13 protein-coding genes are annotated in these 19,231 nt (G+C 35.9%); 8 read left to right on the top strand and 5 right to left on the bottom strand.

Annotated elements, in window-relative coordinates:
• Positions 1-65: 65 nt before the first annotated feature.
• From AC000W_RS13330 to moaC, 4 genes are read left to right on the top strand one after another with little or no spacing between them, the layout of a single operon-like run.
• On the top strand, positions 66-1,850 hold the full coding sequence (locus AC000W_RS13330; protein WP_474748991.1) for a sensor histidine kinase: 1,785 nt from the start codon (positions 66-68) through the stop codon (positions 1,848-1,850).
• A complete protein-coding gene (locus AC000W_RS13325) occupies positions 1,837-2,421 on the top strand; it encodes a precorrin-2 dehydrogenase/sirohydrochlorin ferrochelatase family protein (protein ID WP_474748990.1) in 585 nt (194 codons plus the stop codon). Before AC000W_RS13330 ends, AC000W_RS13325 begins: the two co-directional genes overlap by 14 nt.
• 1 nt (position 2,422) lies before the next feature.
• Entirely contained in the window at positions 2,423-2,791 is a 369-nt protein-coding gene (locus AC000W_RS13320) for a DUF7009 family protein (protein WP_474748989.1), read from the top strand.
• Positions 2,792-2,795: 4 nt separating this feature from the next.
• Complete coding sequence (moaC, locus tag AC000W_RS13315; RefSeq protein ID WP_474748987.1) at positions 2,796-3,221, top strand: cyclic pyranopterin monophosphate synthase MoaC; 426 nt, start codon at positions 2,796-2,798, stop codon at positions 3,219-3,221.
• Positions 3,222-3,272: 51 nt separating this feature from the next.
• Here moaC and AC000W_RS13310 read toward each other — a convergent pair whose 3' ends face one another.
• Genes AC000W_RS13310 through AC000W_RS13290 form a run of 5 tightly spaced genes read right to left on the bottom strand, consistent with a single transcriptional unit; the run spans position 3,273 to position 10,207 of the window.
• Positions 3,273-4,841: a glycosyl hydrolase gene (locus tag AC000W_RS13310; protein WP_474748986.1), complete on the bottom strand. Its 1,569-nt coding sequence runs from the start codon at positions 4,839-4,841 to the stop codon at positions 3,273-3,275.
• Position 4,842: 1 nt separating this feature from the next.
• Positions 4,843-6,027: an AGE family epimerase/isomerase gene (locus tag AC000W_RS13305; protein WP_474748985.1), complete on the bottom strand. Its 1,185-nt coding sequence runs from the start codon at positions 6,025-6,027 to the stop codon at positions 4,843-4,845.
• Complete coding sequence (locus tag AC000W_RS13300; protein ID WP_474748983.1) at positions 6,027-7,226, bottom strand: glycoside hydrolase family 130 protein; 1,200 nt, start codon at positions 7,224-7,226, stop codon at positions 6,027-6,029. Before AC000W_RS13300 ends, AC000W_RS13305 begins: the two co-directional genes overlap by 1 nt.
• On the bottom strand, positions 7,217-9,049 hold the full coding sequence (locus AC000W_RS13295) for a sodium:solute symporter family protein (RefSeq protein ID WP_474748982.1): 1,833 nt from the start codon (positions 9,047-9,049) through the stop codon (positions 7,217-7,219). The genes AC000W_RS13300 and AC000W_RS13295 overlap by 10 nt, the downstream gene beginning before the upstream one ends.
• A 6-nt stretch (positions 9,050-9,055) precedes the next feature.
• Entirely contained in the window at positions 9,056-10,207 is a 1,152-nt protein-coding gene (locus AC000W_RS13290) for a glycoside hydrolase family 26 protein (protein WP_474748980.1), read from the bottom strand.
• A gap of 505 nt (positions 10,208-10,712) precedes the next feature.
• On the opposite strand from AC000W_RS13290, the gene AC000W_RS13285 reads away from it, so the two are divergent.
• The 4 genes from AC000W_RS13285 to AC000W_RS13270 are packed head-to-tail and all read left to right on the top strand — an operon-like array spanning position 10,713 to position 19,045.
• Complete coding sequence (locus AC000W_RS13285; protein WP_474748979.1) at positions 10,713-13,808, top strand: SusC/RagA family TonB-linked outer membrane protein; 3,096 nt, start codon at positions 10,713-10,715, stop codon at positions 13,806-13,808.
• A gap of 12 nt (positions 13,809-13,820) precedes the next feature.
• Complete coding sequence (locus tag AC000W_RS13280) at positions 13,821-15,386, top strand: RagB/SusD family nutrient uptake outer membrane protein (RefSeq protein ID WP_474748977.1); 1,566 nt, start codon at positions 13,821-13,823, stop codon at positions 15,384-15,386.
• Positions 15,387-15,404: 18 nt separating this feature from the next.
• Positions 15,405-16,493, top strand: a complete 1,089-nt coding sequence (locus AC000W_RS13275) for a hypothetical protein (RefSeq protein ID WP_474748975.1) — start codon at positions 15,405-15,407, stop codon at positions 16,491-16,493.
• Between the two features lie 50 nt (positions 16,494-16,543).
• Positions 16,544-19,045 carry a glycan-binding surface protein gene (locus AC000W_RS13270; protein ID WP_474748974.1) on the top strand — a complete coding sequence of 834 codons (2,502 nt, stop codon included), beginning with the start codon at positions 16,544-16,546 and terminating at the stop codon, positions 19,043-19,045.
• The last annotated feature ends 186 nt before the right edge of the window (positions 19,046-19,231 follow it).

The raw sequence follows: 19,231 nt of genomic DNA, 5'->3' as shown, positions 1-19,231 counted from the left end.
ATTTAAGGTATTTTATGATGAATAGTAAAAGGCAACAACCTCTGGATACTTCTACCTTTCAAAGGATGCGGAAATGGTATCTTTTGGCCTTGGCTGCTATTGCTCTTACTATTATAATTGCCCAGATTCTTATTCAGCTTCACCTAAATTCCCAATTGGATGATTCTAGAGTTATAAATGTTGCTGGGAGACAGCGCGCTTACAGTCAAAAATTGGTCAAAGAAGCTTTATTGCTTAAGACGGCAAATTCCGAAGAAGAAAGGAAAATAATACTGTCAGAGATTGATAATACATTGCAGGTATGGAAAGAATCTCATAATGGTTTACAACATGGAAGCTCTGTCCATGGTTTGCCAATAGAGGATAATGAGGAAATAATTAAATTATTTAAACAAATTACACCTCATCATGACTCCATGGTACTGGCTGCAGAAAATATTATAGCCAATGGAGCATCAAACAATTATGATGAAAATATAAGTGTTCTTTTAAAAAACGAAAGAACATTTTTGGGATTGATGGATCATATTGTAAATGAATATGACCAGCGAAGTAAAGAGCAATTACAAAAACTAAAATATAAGGAATATTTACTTCTGGCTGTTTCTTTAGGAATACTCTTATTAGAGATGCTCTTCATTTTTAGACCTCTATCCATTCATATAAGAAATACCATAAAGAATTTAATTAGAAGTCAGCAAAAGTCCGATAAAAGTGCAGGGGAGATTAAAAGGCTTTATGCCGAGAAGGAGAAATCATTGGAGGAGCTTAAAGAGCTTAATTTTGTAATAGACAATGCGGCCCTTTTTGCTAGTGCTAAGAGTGATGGTAGTATTGTTTTTATCAGCAAAAAATTTATGCAATTACTTGGGCTTACGGATAATGATTTAAACTTGCCTTTAGCTGAGACTTTAACAGTGGAGGAGGGGCAACAGCAGTATTTAAGGGAGATTTTAAGGGCGCGGAGGAAGAATATTCGTAACGAAGAAATAGATATTAAAACCAAAACAGGTGAAAGTTTGTGGTTAGATATGTCAATTATCCCAATGCATATGACCAGCCAACAACAAAGTATTTTAATACTTTGTTCGGATATAACCCAAAGAAAGATTACTCAGCTTAAAGTGGAACAATTAAGTAAAGAAAAATATGAAGAAAGCTTGCGTCAAAAACAAGCTCAGGCAGGACAAATAGTGGAAGGCCAAGAGGAGGAGCGAAAACGTATTGCAAAAGATATACATGATGGGATAGGACAAATGTTAACAGCACTTAAGTTTAATATAGAGTCTATAAATTTAGACCAGAAGGATAAAACGGCTGAAAAAATAGCATACCTAAAGCAACTTACTTCTGATTTGATAAAGGGAGTGCGGACAGCAACATTTAATTTAACCCCGCCAGAGCTTAGTGATCACGGTATTTTTCCGGCCCTTCAAAAAATGACCTCGGAACTGGCAAAGCTAACAGGAAAGAATATTCTTTTCAAGAGTCATTCAAAAGAGAATATTAGATTTGATTCACTGGCAGAAACTAACATATATAGAGTGTCCCAAGAGGCGGTGAACAATGCAATAAAATATGCAAACTCCAATTATATATTGCTCACTATTAGTTATTCAGATAATATGCTAAGTATTGTTATAGATGATGATGGGAAGGGTTTTGATGATTCGGTTCTTAACCAATCACCAATAAATAATAGTGAAGGTGGTATGGGTCTGTTTTTTATGAAAGAGCGCATGGGGTATATTAATGGTAGGTTATTTATTAACTCTGAGCAAGGAAAAGGCACTAGGGTTACAATAAACTACAAAACTAAAAAGGAAGAAGTTTTATATGGAGCGCAATAATCTATACCCTATTTTTTTAAAGACTTCCCAATTGAACATTTTAATTGTTGGTGGGGGCAATGTAGGATTAGAAAAAATGACATTTTTGCTTAAGTCCAGCCCAGATGCAAAGGTGCAAATGGTTGCAAAAGAATTTATGGAAGACACTTTGGTATTGGCAAAAATGGGAAACGTGGAAATTGTTAAGAACCCATATAATATTGAATATTTGACAGGAAAGCATATGGTCATTGCCTGTACGGATGATGTGGCTTTGAACGAACAGGTGTATCATGATTGCAGGGAAAGAAATATTTTGGTAAATGTAGCTGATAATCCTCCTTATTGCGATTTTTATATGGGAGGAATTGTGACAAAGGGCAATGTAAAAGTGGCTATTTCTACCAATGGAAAATCCCCAACAACTGCAAAAAGATTGCGCCAGTTTTTTGAGGATGTTATACCTGAAAATATTGATGATTTGGTAAAAAATTTAAATGAATACAGAAAAACAATTAAGGGAAATTTTGAAGAAAAAGTGGAAACATTAAATAAAGTGACCCAAGGATTGATTAACAAAAAGAAAGATTAAAATGAAGATTAGGATAAAAGGGAATTTTGTTAGATTTAGACTATCCAAAACGGAAGTCGAGACCTTTTGCAAGTCTGGATACTATGAGGAAACCACTCAGTTCATAGAAAAAAAATTCACCTATGCCTTAAAAGCTAAAGAAGGAGTAAGTAGTTTGGATGCTGAGTTTAAGGATGATGCTATTATACTATATCTTTCATCTAAGGAACAGGCTCTATGGGCAGATAGTGAAAGGGTAGGCTACGATAATTCAATTGATTTGGGGAATGGGCAAAAGCTTCAGCTACTGTTGGAAAAAGATTTTGTTTGTTTGGATGAGGTTGTAGAGGACCAATCTGATAACTATCCTAATCCAAGATTAGAAAAATGAAAACATGGTAGATATTACACATAAAGAAGTAACGTTACGGACTGCTATTGCCCAAGCCATTGTAATAGTGAGCTCAAAAGATACTGTTGACGCCATAAAGAATGATACAGTACCTAAGGGAAATGTGTTTTCCATGAGCAAAGCTGCCGGACTTTTAGGGGTAAAAAAAACACCGGATTTACTACCTGATTGCCATCCACTACCTATCGAATTTACTGATATTTCATATGAAATAAAAGAGTTGGAAATTATAGTTTTGGTAACTGTTAAAACCAATTATAAAACTGGAGTAGAGGTAGAGGCTATGCATGGTGCAAGTGTAGTGGCCTTAAATATGTATGATATGCTTAAACCAATAGATAAGGGAATCGAAATTCACAGTATTAAACTGTTGAAGAAGACAGGTGGAAAATCTGATATAGGCAAATAAAAAACCGCACAATCTAGTTGTACGGTTTTTAATTGTACTTGGTTTGTTTGTTTAATCGTTTGGCAATGTATATAAATCTGGCAGTTCATCTTGTAACAAAATACCAGGCTTGTCTACAAAATCATTAAAATCTTGAGCTGGAGCAGACTCACTTGGAGGTGGAGTGCAATACGTATCTCCATTATTGTTCCAAAACATCATAAAAGCTAATTCTACATCATCATTGGTCATTGCATTATAAAAGTTCTCTGCGTATAAATCAGTAATTGGACTATTAGACCCAACAGTAACAAAGTAACCGGTTTCCGTTAGTGCTGCAATCTTTACTCGCTCTTTTGCAAGATTAGACACAATCTCTAGTTTGTTATTAGCATTATTTACTCCTGTTTGTCCCTGATTATTAAAATCACCATAGTTGTCCATACCTACAATGTCCACGTAATTATCTCCTGGATAGCGGTTTAAATATGCTGTTTCTGAAGTGTAACTATTGTCTGGGGAATATGCATAAAGAATATTGTTCACCCCTTTGGTATCCCTAAGATATTCAACCGTAAACTGCCATAGCGTTTTAAATTCTTCTGGTGTGCAATACGCAGCTCCCCACCAAAACCAACTCCCATCAAATTCATGGAAAGGCCTAAAAATAAAAGGAATCAATTTGCCGTCTGTGCCAACAAGATTACCAGCCACCTCTGCCACTTTATCTAATTTTTCTATATAATAATCATGGTTGGCACCTCCTGGGAGAATACTTTTAAACGCATTGTCCCTTTGGAATTGGGTCATGTCATCAGCATAAAAATGTTCTCCATCATAGGGCTCTCTAAAATGCCATGCAAATGCATTTATCATTCCTTTGTCATATGCTTCAATAGCATCCTCTATGACCATTTGTTCTTGCTGGTAAAACCAGTTAGAGGCTGTCCCATCATTTTGGTCATCTGTAATAAATATAAAATCAGACCCCAACAATCCAGGGTCACTACCTGTTGTTTTTTTAATATCTGAATCCCCAGTTTGGCCATCATAAAACATGCTAAATGCATCTTGTTGCCCCACTACTATACTGGTTTCTGATAATACTTTTAAATTATAAAATAAAGCAACCGTTTCCTCTGTTGAGTTCGGATTAACCATATAACTTGCAGCTTCTGAAGGAAGAAAAGATGATGGCTCTGGTTCATCTTCAATAGTTACTGTTGCAGTGTTTGAAGTGCTAATTTTTACGTTAGCATTACTAGTTGCGGTTAAAGTAATAATAACAGTTTCTGTATCTTCAACATCAGAATCTGCTTTTACTGTTACAGGTATTGTAACACTAGCGGTATTTGCAGGAATGTTGACAGAAGTACTAACAGTTTCGTAATCTGTCCCATTTGTTGCCGTTCCAGTAACCGTATAATCAATTGTCACCGCACTTGTCATTGCTTTGTTCAATGCCACTGTAAATTGGCCATTGGTTCCAGGTTCAGCAGCAGAATTAGAAGTGGCTGAAATACTAACAGCAAATGATTCTGGTTCTGGTTCTGGTGGTGGGGGTGTTGTGCCATCTTTTGAGCAGCCAACAATTAACAATATAAAAAATATAACTTTAAAACCTACAAATACTTTTTTCATATCAATTTTCATTTAACAAAATACATGCCCTAGTTGTATGATAAGGAGCTTTCCACATGCTGACCTTATCCTCATTTGGATATGCATTTCCATTTCTACTTACTCTAAAATGCCATTCACCATTTTCTCTATCAATTAGATTTTTTTTGGTGTAATCCCATATGGCAAGGGAATTATCTATGTATTTTTGGTTTGGTTTTAGTTGATAAGCGTAATTAAGTCCAATGAGCGCTTCTACCTGTGGCCACCAATGTCTATCATAGTCAATTTCATTGCTGGCAAGTTTTTTTTCATTGATTACAGACCCATCTGTATCTATTGCTTCTTCTAAAAATGTGTCGGCCACTTTTAGGGCCACATCTTGAGTTCTTTTTAATAAAGCTTCATCATTAAGAGCTTTTGCAGCCTCAATCACAAGCCAAGCTGTTTCAATATCGTGTCCAAAGGATATAGAATTACTCAATAAATTCCAATCCACATCAAAAAACAAATTATAATGATTTTCTGGGGTAAGGAATTTTTCTAGAAAAATAGTAACCAATGTCCGTAGGGATTCTTCTAACGCATCATTTTTATGAATTTTAAGTAAGGATGTATATGCCTCTAGAACATGCAAATGTGTGTTCATGGTTTTGGCAGCATTCATATCCTTTTCACTTAATCTCATATCATCAATAACATCCCAGTTTTCATTAAAAGCTTCCAAATACCCTAATTTGTCTTCATCTTTTGCATGCTTTTCTATCAGTTCAAAAAGCTCAATGGCCCAATTTTTAGCTTCCTCATTCTTAGAGAACATATAATATTCTGACAATGCATATATAACAAACGACTGGGCATATACTTGTTTTCTTTTGTTTATGGGTTGACCTAAATAATCCAGTTCCCAATACACTCCTTTGTAGGTGCTGTCTTTAAAGTAAGTATTTAAATAATTGAAAGCCCGATCACATTCCGTTTTATATGTATTGGTTTTTAAATGATTTGAGGCGGCAGAATATGACCAAAGAATCCTTGTATTTAAAATAATTCCTTTTGAGGCCTTGTCGACTATTTCATTAAAATGATTTCTTTTGCCCAAAAACCCCCCATACTCATAATCCAAAGTGTTTTTGGACCAATAGCTTAAAATATGTATCAATTCAGAGCCAAGTTCTGATTTTAGCCTCTGGTATTCCTTTGTCATTAATACAAGCCCTTATTTTTTTCAACAAGATTAATAATGTTTTGAACTGAACCCGCAGATGTAAATGTATCCTCAGGAGAATTTATGACATAATCCAATAACCTATCAACAGATGATACTGCAACGTGCATACGAGTATCTGAAGATGCGTAGTATATATAAACTGTTCCGTCTTTGTCCTCTATCCAACCATTGGTAAATAATACATTGGAAACATCACCAATGCGCTCTCCATTAAGAGGAGCCATAAAATGACCTGCAGGTTGGTGTATTACTTTGGAAATATCATTTAAATCAGTCATAAACATGTAGAGGGTGTAACGCAATCCTGCGGCTGTATTTCTAACGCCATGTGCTAAATGCAACCAACCTTTACTTGTTTTAATAGGGGCAGGTCCTAATCCATTTTTAAGTTCGTAAACCGTATGGTAGGCCTTGTTATTTATTATTTTTTCATCTTTAACAATAGGATTAGCCATATCATCTACATAACCCAAACCTACACCACCACCACTACCAACACTAATAAAGCCATCTTGTGGGCGGGTATAAAGGGCATATTTCCCATTAACAAATTCTGGATGTAACACAACATTTCTTTGTTGCCCAGTATTTGAAATTAAATCTGGCAGACGTTCAAAATTTACTAAATCTTTTGTTCTAACAATCCCAGCATTAGCAATAGCCGAGCTTGTGTCATTTGCAGGGGCATTAGGATCCTTGCGTTCTGTACAGAAAATTCCATAAATCCAACCATCTTCATGACGTACCAAGCGCATGTCGTAAACATTGGTATCTGGATTTCCCACGATTTGGGGAATTACACATGGTGTATCCCAAAATTCAAAATTATCTACTCCATTTGGGCTTTCAGCAATTGCAAAAAACGATTTTCTATCATTCCCTTCTACACGAACACAAAGCGCATAATTATCTCCCCATTTTATGGCACCTGCATTAAAGGCTGCATTAATGCCAATACGTTCCATTTCATTGGGGTTAGATGCCTTGTTTAAGTCATACCTCCAATGTACAGGTGCATGCTCTGCAGTAACTACAGGGTATGTATACCTTTGATATACGCCATTGGATTTGGATTCAGGACTGTTTTTTCTATGAATTAATTGATTGTATTCTTCTTTAACCTTTTCAAGATTATGAAGCGCCATATTTTTTTCGTTGGTTAGTGTTAATTCCATTTTTCGTTTAATTTGTTCCACCAGAATTTCTTTAATAAGAATACACATACTACCAATACTGCGATAGCTATGTAAACGGGTGTGCTTTGTCTAAATATTATATACATAGGAAGGATAACTAATGCTGTTTGGGCAACTATACCAATACCAACATTGAACATATCCAAGCCAAAACTTCTGTTTTTTTGGAAATTTGGATCTTCTGCAATCAATTTTTCATATACCGGTTTCCAGAAGCCCCACGGCCTTACATTTTTATAAAAGTCTTTTAAAACAGCCTCATCAGTTGGAGGTGCAGAGTATGTTCCTATAATACTTCCTATTAGGGAAATAACTAATAAAATTGGGAATAAGTACAACTCATTTACATCAGGAAAAATATACGATGGTACAATCCATGCAGTTAATAGACCAGCAACCATTCCCCAGAAAAAGCCTTCTCCATTAAATCTCCACCAGTGCCATTTTAAAAGGTTGGCCCCAACATAACTACCATAAAGAACCGATACAATGATATTGAGAACCGAGTTTACATCTTCCGCAAAAATTCCAAGGACAATACTTACTAAAACCACAATAATACCAGTTAGGTAGTTCATGTTTTTTATTTGTTTGGAGGAAGCATTTGGTTTTGTATATTTTAAATAAATATCATTTACCAAATAGGCTTGTGCAGCATTCAAAGTTCCTGCAAAGGTTGACATAAATGCCGCAATTAATCCTGCCAACAATAAACCCAATAAGCCTACAGGGACAAATTCTCTAATTGCCGCAGGGAGTATCAGCTCAAAATCTATGCTGCCGGTTGCAGTAAGTAAATCTAGTTTATCATAGTAGATTAATGCCAATGCAGCAAAACCGGCAATCATTAAATACCTTATTGGCATTAGAATTACGGATACAAAACCACTCATTTTAGAGGCTTCGGCAGGTGACTTTGTAGAAAGGATTTTCTGCATATCATATGTTGGAGCAGGTCCAGCAACACTTACAAGAATTCCTTTAAACAACATCATGGAAAGAAAAATGGTGAACAATCCATAACCATCACTTTTTATTTTTTCGGTGACTTCTGGAATAATTCTACTCCAATCCATATCCAAACCTCCTTTAAAGGGATTCATCCAGCCTTCAGGAACATTTACTCCAGAAATTCCAACCGCTTGCCATCCTAAGTATCCAATAACCAATGCAGCTACTGTCATAATGGCAAATTGCAAGACATCTGCCCAAACAATACCAGACATACCTCCCAATAAAGAGTAAAAAACAGCAAAGCATGTAAATACGGTTCCATAAAAATGAGGAACATATTCGGGTGAAATGTTAAAAGGAATATATGCACTTATAGATTCCCAAGGAATAAATATTTCAATGAATTTTCCTAATCCAATAAATCCGTAAGCTAAATACCCAAGACATACCACCAAGGCAAATACCACTACAATAATATGTGACATTTTAGCGCCTTTACCAAATCCAAAACGAGTGCCAATCCATTCTGCTCCTGTTGTTGCATTGGAGCGCCTTAGCCACTTAGATAGGTATACCATTAAAAATATTTGATTAAAGACTGGCCATAGCCATGGTATCCATGCACTTTTTATACCATATACAAACATGAGTGTCACTAACCAAATTGTTCCAGAAATATCAAACATTCCAGAGGCATTCGATAGACCTAACATGTACCAAGGAATGGATTTTCCACCCAGTAAATAATCATCTTTACTTCGCTGAGCTCTTTTTCTCATTACCAATCCTATTAAAATGGTAGAGAGTAAATAGACTATGATTATTGCAATATCTACTGTAGTTAACATAGTTGTTTAGTTTTTAAAGTTGTTAATGTCTTTCAAGAACAATGTTTTGGGTAGCTCCTTGAATTTTTTAAAATCCTCCTCACTTGGATGTCCTTTGTAAGACATATAATGATGGTCTGTACGAGCATTTCTCCAAAATAAAATCCAAGATATGCCAGAATTTTCAATGTTCGGATATAAAACTTCTGTAAACCAATTGGGTGTTTGTATTTTTTCTATGCCTGTTTCTGTAAAAGCATACAGTTTGTTTTTCTGAGTTGCTATATTTTTAACAAGGTTTAAATCATGTTTTAATGAATTTGTATAGTCTTCAGCGTTGTTAAAATCATAAATATCGATTCCAAAAATATCCACATAATCATCCCCAGGATAATATTTTAAATAATCATCATTTGGATTTAATTTGTTTGGGGAATAGGCGTACATAATATTATGTAATTTGTGCTTATCTCTTAATAAATGAACTGTTTCTTGCCATAATGTTTTATAATCAGCAGCTGTGCAATTAGACTCTCCCCACCAAAACCAAGCTCCATTCATTTCATGAAAGGGTCTAAATATGACAGGAATTTTTTTGCCTTTATGTTTTAATGATTTAATGAAATCTGCTACCCTAGAAACCCATAATTCATATTTTTCTTTTTCAGCTCCTCCTCTAATAATAGATGAAACAGCTGATGTTGGATCCCATGAATCTCCTCCCGTTACAGGATTGTCCAAATGCCAACTCAATGTTATGATACTACCATTTTTATAGGCCTCAATAATCAATTTCTTCATGGTATCAAAAGGAACACTATCTAGATTTGCTTTATGGGCAAGCTCTATATGCCCAATATCATACCCATATACAGCAGGAAAATCACCGACTAAATCGTTTACATCACTTCTAATTATGGAAGGATTATCCGAATGATTCCATCCAATTCCATAAGAAGTTGCATCTTGATGCCCTACTGAAAAGCCTGTTTTTGAAGAGTAAAAAAGCTGCTTGTGTAGTTTTTTAGCAGGCGTGGAAATATTGCCATCAACTAGTTTGGGTTTAATGTATTCTTCATTATACAGAGACTTACAAGAACCCAATAGAACAAGTGCTACTATTAATAAAAAGCCTTTAAAGGTTAAATTTAATCCTATAGATTTATCTCTTTCTTTCATTTGTATAATTAATCAATTGCATTATTGCACATAATGTAAAAAATGAATTCAAAAAATATGAAATGTGCAATCACCAAAATTAATGATACATGCCATTGTGGAATAATCTTATTTTGTCATTAAGCTATATTATTATAACATAATTTTAACATTAAGTGTTTTTTGTGAATGGCCTTGAGAAAACTCAATAAAAAGCAATGATTATTGTTAAATAAATCACTTTTATGATTTTATTAATATTGAATAAAATGAAGAATTATAATTTTTGAGCACTTATTTTACTTTTAATTAAGATAAACGGCTGTTTTTTAGGATAAAACAAAAAGTAACATAATAAGTATTAATATTTTGTTAGTAAATGACAAAATAAGATTAACGTTTGGTTAACTCTTCGTATAACTTTGAAACCTTGAAAAATGTGTACGCTTTTTTGCGTATATGTTAATTATACTAACTTATTAATGTTAAATATTTAAAACTAACTAGTACAAACTCACCAAAAAGTATGCAAAAAGTTAAATTAAAAAACAGTCGTCGTGGTGTAAAGCGCTATTATTTTCTGCTGTTCTTTTGTTTTGTAGGTCAAAGCATTTGGGCTCAAAGCCAAGTAATTGGCGTTGTAAGTGATTCTAATGGCACACCGCTTCCGGGGGTAAATATTGTGCAAAGGGGTACTAATAATGGTGTAGTTTCCGATTTTGATGGAAATTATAGTATTACTGCACCAAGCAATGCTACCTTGGTATTTAGTTATTTAGGTTTTCAAACATCCGAAATAGCTATAAATGGAAGATCTACCTTAAATGTATCTTTAAGAGAAGATACTCAACAATTGGATGAGGTAGTGGTCATTGGTTATGGTTCTCAGCTAAAAGAGGACATAAGTGGTGCGGTAGCATCAGTTAATACTGAAGCATTAGAAACCATTCCTCAAGTAAGTGTTGATCAAATGATACAGGGCCGAGCGGCCGGTGTAAGCGTAACAACCAACTCTGGTAGACCTGGTAGTTCTGTGTCTGTAAGGATTCGTGGGGTTAACTCAATTTCAGGATCAAGTGAACCATTATATATTATAGATGGTGTTCCTGTTTCTGGAGATGGGGGAGGAGGCGTAAGTCCTTTGGCTTCAATTAATCCAAATGATATTGAATCTGTAGATATCCTTAAAGATGCTTCTGCTACTGCAATTTATGGTTCTAGGGGGTCTAATGGTGTTGTATTAATTACAACTAAAAAAGGAAAAGGGGATAAGGGAACACTTTCTTATAATTCTTACATAGCCGTTCAGCAACCTACAAATATAATTGATGTAATGAATCTGCAGGAATATGCTGTTTTGCAGAATAATATCAATGAGATTTATGGATTAGAGCAAAATTTGGCCTTTTTACAGCCAGACCTTTTAGGAGAAGGCACCAACTGGCAAAAAGAAATTTTTGATACAGCTTTACTAGAAAGTCACCAAGTTTCCTTTGCGGGAAATAAAGATGGGACTAATTTTTACCTGTCGGCAGGTGTCTTAAACCAAGATGGGACAGTAATTGCTTCGGATTTTAAAAGGGCTACAATCCGAGCTAATGTAAATTCTAGATTAAACGATTGGCTTGATGTAGGACTTACCTTGACCGCAAGTAGAACAAAGCAAAATGTTACATTAAATGGTAATAGTGGTGGACTTATTGGATTGTCATTATTGAACAATCCTGCTACAGCTGTATATAATCCTGATGGGACTTTTGCAGGACCTACAGATGATGACTTTAGAAATCAGAACCCAATTGCAAACGCATTGAGTTTAAAAAATGAACAGATTAACAACCGTTTGTTGGGTAACATTTTTGCCAATTTTAAATTAGGTAATAACCTTAGCTTTAGAACAGAGTTTGGTGGTGATTTTGGTTTCGGACTTACGGATCAATTTACCCCTACATATCAATATGGAGATGATGGGATAGATGTTAATACCGCTAGAGTTACTAGGACTAATAATGATTTCTGGATAATTAAAAATTTATTGACTTATCAAAATACTTTTAATGATAAGCATAATATAACCTTGCTTTTAGGACAAGAATCTCAAGAGGCACAATATGGTGGAATAACAGCTTCTGATGGTGCTTTTGTTGGTAATGAAGTCCCAATTTTGGGAACTGGTAATGCTGCCGATAATGTTAGTCAATTTAAAGGAAGCAACGCCTTGAATTCATATTTTGGAAGGTTAATATATTCATTAAATGATAAATATAACCTTACTGCCTCATTAAGGGCTGATGGTTCTTCGCGATTTGCTGACGGAAATAAATGGGGTTATTTCCCATCTGCTTCTGTTTCATGGAAGCTTTTTAAAGAAGATTTTATGGATAACTCTCCAATAGAGAACCTCAGGATTTATGGAGGTTACGGAGAAGTGGGTAATCAAAACATACCTAATTTTGCTTATGGAGCTAGATTAACACCAGCTCAAACAGGTCTAGGTACTGGCTTTTTGGTTGCAAACTTTGCTAACCCAGATTTGACTTGGGAGTCTTCGACACAAACAAACTTAGGTTTAGATTTTACCTTGTTTGAATCTAGATTTAAAACAACTGTTGAGGTTTATGAAAAAGTCTCTAAGGATTTCTTGTTTCAGTTTGCTGCAACCGATTTTATTACAGGTGGTAGCTCTGTAGGAGCTATTCAAGCACCATGGGTCAACCTTGGGGAAATGGTAAATAAGGGTATTGATGTAAATATAGGTTATACCACAATTGGTAATACTGATTTTTCATGGGAGTCTAATTTAACTGTCTCTCATTATAAGAATAAGGTTACTCAATTGAATGAAGTTCCGCAAATTTTTGGAACTATGAATGTGAATTATGATGGTGAGCAGAATATTTCTATAACTAGAGAAGGACAGCCTATAGGTCTGTTTTATGGATACGAGGCCGAAGGATTATTTAGAAGTCTAGATGATATTCAAGGAGCACCGGTGCAATTTGACCTTCCTTTTGAAGATAATTTATTTGCAGCTACTTGGCTGGGAGATGTTAAATATAAAGATCAGAATAATGATGGTGTGATTGATGAAAATGACTTAACTGTTATTGGAAATCCTCATCCTGATTTCACTTTTGGGTGGCAGAATACATTTGGGTATAAAAACTGGGACTTAGCAGTATTTGTACAAGGTTCTTATGGCAATGATGCTTTTAATGCCATTGGTAGGTTATTAACTGCTGGAAATAGAACATATACCAACCAACTTCCTGAAATATTGGATTTTTGGTCAGTTGATAATCCAGATGCTACCTATCCAAGATTTTCTAGAAATGATACTAGAAACCTTGAAATTTCAGATAGGTATGTGGAAGATGCATCTTATCTAAGGATTCAGAATGTCACTCTAGGATATTCATTGCCTAGTGAGTTAATGGATAAAATAGGAATCAGTAAAGTAAAGCTTTATGGAAGTATTCAGAATCTGTATACTTTCACAAAATATAGTGGTTATGACCCAGAGATTGGGGTATTTCAACAGACACCTACTTTGATGGGTATTGATGCGGGTAGGTATCCCTCCCCAAGAACATTTACATTAGGTGTTAATATAGATTTATAAAAAAAATTAACTATGAGTATTAATTTATTAAAAACACGATTTATTTTAAGTGCAGTAGTAATACTGGCATTGTTCTCATGTAGTGATGAATTTTTAGATCGTCCTACTGAAGATTCATACAACGTTGACGATTTTTTTAAGACAACGGATCAGGTAGTTGCAAGTACAAATTCTTTGTACTCTAATCCATGGTTTAATTTTAATGCCAATACTATTTGGACTATTGGAGAGCTAAGTTCTGGTAATGGACGTACTTGGGATCCTAGGAATGCGGATTTTACAAATTTTGCTATTAATGGAAACCACTCTACCCTAACACAGGCTTGGGAATCTTTGTACTCTGTAGTAGGTCAATCTAATACGGTTATTAATACCTTACCAGAGGCAGTAGGGGAAGAAGTACCTACATCTGTAGTGAACAATGCAATTGGCGAGGCTCGATTTATTAGAGCTACTGCGTATTTTTATTTGGTACGTATTTTTGGTTCTGTTCCTATTATTGATGACAATAATAAGTATGTGCTAGAACCTATTGTTCCACGTAATACGGTATCAGATATTTACAGATTTATTTCTGAAGATTTGGAATATGCTGTTGATAATCTTACTAGTACCAAAGCTTCTGATCCAGGTAGGGTTTCATCAAATGGGGCATTGGCAATGTTAGCTAAAGTCAATTTGTATTTAGGTAATAATAATGAAGCTTTTCAAATGGCAAGTGAAGTAATCAATAGTGGCGAATTTCAACTATATGGTGGAGATTCTCAGTTTGCGGATAGTGATGATTCTGGGAGCTATTATGATTTGTTTAAAGGGGAAAATGATAACAATTCAGAGTCCATTTTTGCATTGCAATGGACTGCCTCACCAAGTTATGGGGAGGGGAATGGATTGCAATCACTTTTTGGCCCATCAAGTTTTACCGGTGGAGGAGATGGTTGGTCTGCAATTGGTCCATCACCAGATATTTTAGCTGCTTACGAGGATCAAGATGAAGATTTACGTTATTATGCAACCTTTATGAGAAGAGGTGCAGAATATCCTGATGTTAATGGAGGATACATTGTTCCAGACAATGCAGACGCCCAAGGGACGGACCATTATGTTAAAAAATATGTTGTTGGTTCAGCTGAGGCCACTTTACGTGATGATGGAAGTGGACAGACAACAACTTTAGGTAACACTTATATTTTAAGATATGCGGATTTGTTGTTAATACATGCAGAAGCTGCCCTTAAAGGTGGAGGTTCTGTAGCTGATGGTGTAGAATCATACAACAAAGTTAGATTAAGAGCTGGTCTAGAGGAAGATCCTAGTCCGACTTTAGATGATGTTTTTAGAGAAAGAAGACTAGAATTGGCTTTTGAGTTTGAATTTTGGTATGATGTAGTAAGGCTTGGACCAGCTGCTGCAATTGAGTTCTTGAGTAATAGTGATAGAGGAACTATTAATAATGACACAGGAGAGGTGGAGCCAGAGTTATATACGGCAACTGAGGCTGATTTGTTGTTTCCTTATCCTACAACAGAGACACAAAACAATCCTGCATTGTTAGAAGCACCAGTCCCATTTTATTAATTCAAAAACTTATTGATTATGAAAAATAATAGTAAAATAAAAATTAACTTGAATAAGGCTTTTATGTCCTTATTGGGATTGGCTTTGTTAATTTCTTCCTGTGGAAGTGAGTTTAATGATGTGGATCCAATATTAAGAGGTGCGGCTGGTCCTCCAAAGATTAATAGTGTAAGTGAGGCTAGAGAAGATCTTGCCGTTACGCAGGGGACTTTAGAAGGGACTTATATTATAAGAGGAGAAAACCTGGAAACAATTAAGTCCATTACTTTCAATGGTTTTCCAGGATTCTTTCAGCCAGCTTTATCAACAAATACAGTTGCTTTTGTATCCATTTCTAGGGAAACACCATTTCTAGGTCAAAACAACATTATGAGGTTGGAGACAGAAGGAGGGGTAATCAACTATCCATTTTCTATTTTGACAATAGAAGACTTTGAGGAATTGACCTATGAAGGGCAAAAAGCTGTAAAGCTGATTGGGGGAGATTTCTCCAATGCAACTGATGTAAGCTTTAATACTGGTAATGAAGAAGATGGTAACTTGGTAGAAAGGCCAGCGGATATATTAAATGTAACAGCTGGCGAGGTAATTGTTGCTGTACCTGCAGGAGTAGAACAAGCTTTTATATTTCTTACTACTTCTGGTGGAGCAACGGCTCAATCTGAATCTTATGGATTTAACTACTCAGTTTATATTGATGGATTAAATGCAGACTGGAGTACAGGCGAATGGGGAGGAACTCATGATTTGGCTTCGACAGAGCAGTTTACAGGATCCACATCTATTAAAAGTATAAGAGAAGCTTGGTCTGGATTAACTTTTTATCCTCCAGCTGGCTTTGCTTTTGATGAATATGATTCTATTACTGTTTCTATTTATGGAACGGGAGCACCTGGTGATTCAGTGAACTTGGCATTAAATGATTTTGATGCAACGGTCAACCTTGTACTTGTACCTGGACAGTGGACAAAATTTGTAATTCCATTATCGGACTTTTACCCTAGTGGTGGCGCTCCTGATAATATTACAAGAATGGATTTTCAAGAATCGTCTAATACTGGGTTGCCACAATATATTTTCTATGTAGATGATTTTGGATTCCTGTAAAATTGATAACATAGAAAATAAAAATATAACTAACTATTAAAAAAAATATGATGAAAATATCCAAAATTATATACGGGTTTTTATTCGTGGCAGTAATGGCGGTTTTTGTTACGGCATGTAACGAAGATGACGAAGCATTTTTTGCTCCACCACCAGAATCAAACCCTTTGTCCATAGCAGAACTTACTGCTGACAATGCGGAGTTGTCTGCCTTGTCTGCGGCCTTAGGTCAATCAGCTGTTGATTCTATATTAAGGTCTACAACAACGTATACCTTTTTTGCACCTCAAAATGACGCCTTCAATGGTGTAGATGTTGCTACAATGAGTGATGATGAGCTCAACAATTTTTTAATGAACCACGTTATACCTACAGTTACTGCTGACTTTGTAGCTTCTATGCCTACAGGATATGTAACTACGATGGCGGTAGGTCCAGATGCGACTAATTTGAATATGTTTGTTAATACGGAGACAGGTCTTCTAGTCAATGGTGTTGCTTCTGGTGTTGATGGGATGACAGATATAGGAGCTACTAATGGTATTTTGCATGTAGTGAACGGCCTTTTGGCCCCTCCAACAGTTGTTGATCATGCAATGGCTAATCCTGAGTATTCTAGCTTTGCTGAAGCATTGGAATTGTCTGGTTTAGATGAAACATTAAATGGAGCAGGTCCTTTTACCTTATTTGCACCAAATAATGCTGCCTTTGAAGTATTTATGACTACGGTTAATGGCGCTTTTGGGTGGGCTAGTTTAAGCGATGTTCCTGTAGATGTATTGGAGCAAGTTGTTATGCACCATGTGCTTACGGGAGAAAATATGCTTGCTGAATTGGTGGATGGTGACATTACAACCATGCAGGGAGAAACTTTTAATGTTACAGATGGGGCTATAGATGATGCTTCCTATGATAATGGTGGTATTAACCTAACAGATATCCAAGGGGTAAATGGTGTTGTTCATGGAATAGATAAAGTATTATTGCCAGAGGCAGTATTTCAATCTGTTTTAAGTGCAAATCTAGATTTAATAGAGAGAGCAGAAGATAGAGGTTTCTCAACATTTATGGAAGCTGTTGAAATAGCTGGATTGACGGACGCCTTGAAAGCTGTTGATGCCGATATGACCGTTTTTGCACCAAACAATGATGGGTTTGTAGCTTTGTTTGCTTTAGTTCAAAATTTTGAAAGTCTTGCAGATTTTGATACTCCAGAAGAAATAGCCACATTAAAAAGCTTATTAGAATATCATTTTGTGGTAGGAGAGCTTATGTCCAGTGGTTTTGTAGAAGGAGGGTCAGTTTCAACGGTTTATCCAGATTCTTTTACTGTGGATTTAAGTGGGGATGCTCCTAGATTAAAGCCTTCATTTGCTGACGCAATTCCTTCTGGTGTTGTAAATACCAATATTGGAGCTTCTAATGGACTAATTCATGAAATTAATAGGGTCATGATACCCAATGATTTAGTTGATGCATTAGGAATAGAGACGGATAGTTGTAGTGGGCCACACCCAGTTGGTGATCCTGACCTTGTATTTTTTGATTGGGATGCAAATGGAGCATGGTGGGGGGCTGTCGCAGCCGAAAGTGATGCTTCGATTAGCATAGATGGTTCCAGTTATGGTAGAGCTAATTTAACTACTTCTGGAGGTGGATGGAACGATATGTTCTGGAGAAATGATGCTGGTACATTTAATGGGGCCAGTACTGTAGGTTCTAATTTGGATGACTATGTATTGAAATTCGATATCAATACAATGACTCCAATATCCGCAGGAACATTTAAGTTAAGATTCCATAGTGATGCTGTAGATGCTTTTTATGATTGGGCTCCTTGGAGTGATACTGGTGAGGCTTTAGATACAGAGGGTAATTGGATTACTGTTGAGATTCCTTTATCAGTTCTTGGACAGCCAGACTTCAGTATGGTCAATCAAGAGTTTGGAATGGCTTTCGATGACGGAGGAGTTGCAATAGGTTTAGACTTTGCTATTGATAATGTACGATTTGATGCACCTGGCTATAGCTGTGGCGGTCCTGATCCTGTTGCTGACACCGACTTGGTATTCTTTGATTGGGATGCAAATGGAGCATGGTGGGGAGCAGTTGCTTCAGAAAATGATGCTTCAATTAGTTTAGATGGATCAGCTTATGGAAGAGCTAACCTTACTTCTTCTGGAGGTGGATGGAACGATATGTTCTGGAGAAATGATGCAGGTACATTTAATGGAGCTAGCACTGTTGGTACAAACATTGATGACTATTCATTGAAGTTTGATATATATACGCTAGAACCAATTGCAGCAGGCACATTCAAAATAAGATTCCATAGTGATGCTGTAGATGCCTTTTACGATTGGGCTCCTTGGAATGATACCGGCGAAGAGTATGATACTGGAGGTTGGACTACTGTGACAATTCCGTTATCTGTACTTGGTCAACCAGACTTTAGTGCTGTAAATCAAGAGTTTGGTATGGCTTTCGATGATGGTGGTGTAGCAATGCTATTAGACTTTGCGATTGATAATGTACGATTTGAAGCTAACTAGCTTGTAGACTTTATTAACTAACCAATATTATAAACCCTGTGGATTGCCACAGGGTTTTTTATTGGATGAAATTGGTAAATCTTTGACTTAGTTTTTATTTTATCTTATATTGTCTTTTAGAGTTTTGGGATATTAGCTCAGTTGGTTTAGAGCGCTGCCTTGACAGGGCAGAGGTCACTGGTTCGA

This window comes from Saonia sp. (assembly GCF_056326165.1).
The sequence above is the reverse complement of the archived record's forward strand: the minus strand, read 5'-3'. Positions and strand labels throughout refer to the sequence as shown.

Bases quoted from the DNA above. Each gene is read 5' to 3' on its own strand.
- AC000W_RS13330 (WP_474748991.1), top strand. From the start codon at position 66: ATGCGGAAATGGTATCTTTTGGCCTTGGCTGCTATTGCTCTTACTATT.
- AC000W_RS13325 (WP_474748990.1), top strand. From the start codon at position 1,837: ATGGAGCGCAATAATCTATACCCTATTTTTTTAAAGACTTCCCAATTG.
- AC000W_RS13320 (WP_474748989.1), top strand. From the start codon at position 2,423: ATGAAGATTAGGATAAAAGGGAATTTTGTTAGATTTAGACTATCCAAA.
- moaC (WP_474748987.1), top strand. From the start codon at position 2,796: ATGGTAGATATTACACATAAAGAAGTAACGTTACGGACTGCTATTGCC.
- AC000W_RS13310 (WP_474748986.1), bottom strand. From the start codon at position 4,841: ATGAAAAAAGTATTTGTAGGTTTTAAAGTTATATTTTTTATATTGTTA.
- AC000W_RS13305 (WP_474748985.1), bottom strand. From the start codon at position 6,027: ATGACAAAGGAATACCAGAGGCTAAAATCAGAACTTGGCTCTGAATTG.
- AC000W_RS13300 (WP_474748983.1), bottom strand. From the start codon at position 7,226: ATGGAATTAACACTAACCAACGAAAAAAATATGGCGCTTCATAATCTT.
- AC000W_RS13295 (WP_474748982.1), bottom strand. From the start codon at position 9,049: ATGTTAACTACAGTAGATATTGCAATAATCATAGTCTATTTACTCTCT.
- AC000W_RS13290 (WP_474748980.1), bottom strand. From the start codon at position 10,207: ATGAAAGAAAGAGATAAATCTATAGGATTAAATTTAACCTTTAAAGGC.
- AC000W_RS13285 (WP_474748979.1), top strand. From the start codon at position 10,713: ATGCAAAAAGTTAAATTAAAAAACAGTCGTCGTGGTGTAAAGCGCTAT.
- AC000W_RS13280 (WP_474748977.1), top strand. From the start codon at position 13,821: ATGAGTATTAATTTATTAAAAACACGATTTATTTTAAGTGCAGTAGTA.
- AC000W_RS13275 (WP_474748975.1), top strand. From the start codon at position 15,405: ATGAAAAATAATAGTAAAATAAAAATTAACTTGAATAAGGCTTTTATG.
- AC000W_RS13270 (WP_474748974.1), top strand. From the start codon at position 16,544: ATGAAAATATCCAAAATTATATACGGGTTTTTATTCGTGGCAGTAATG.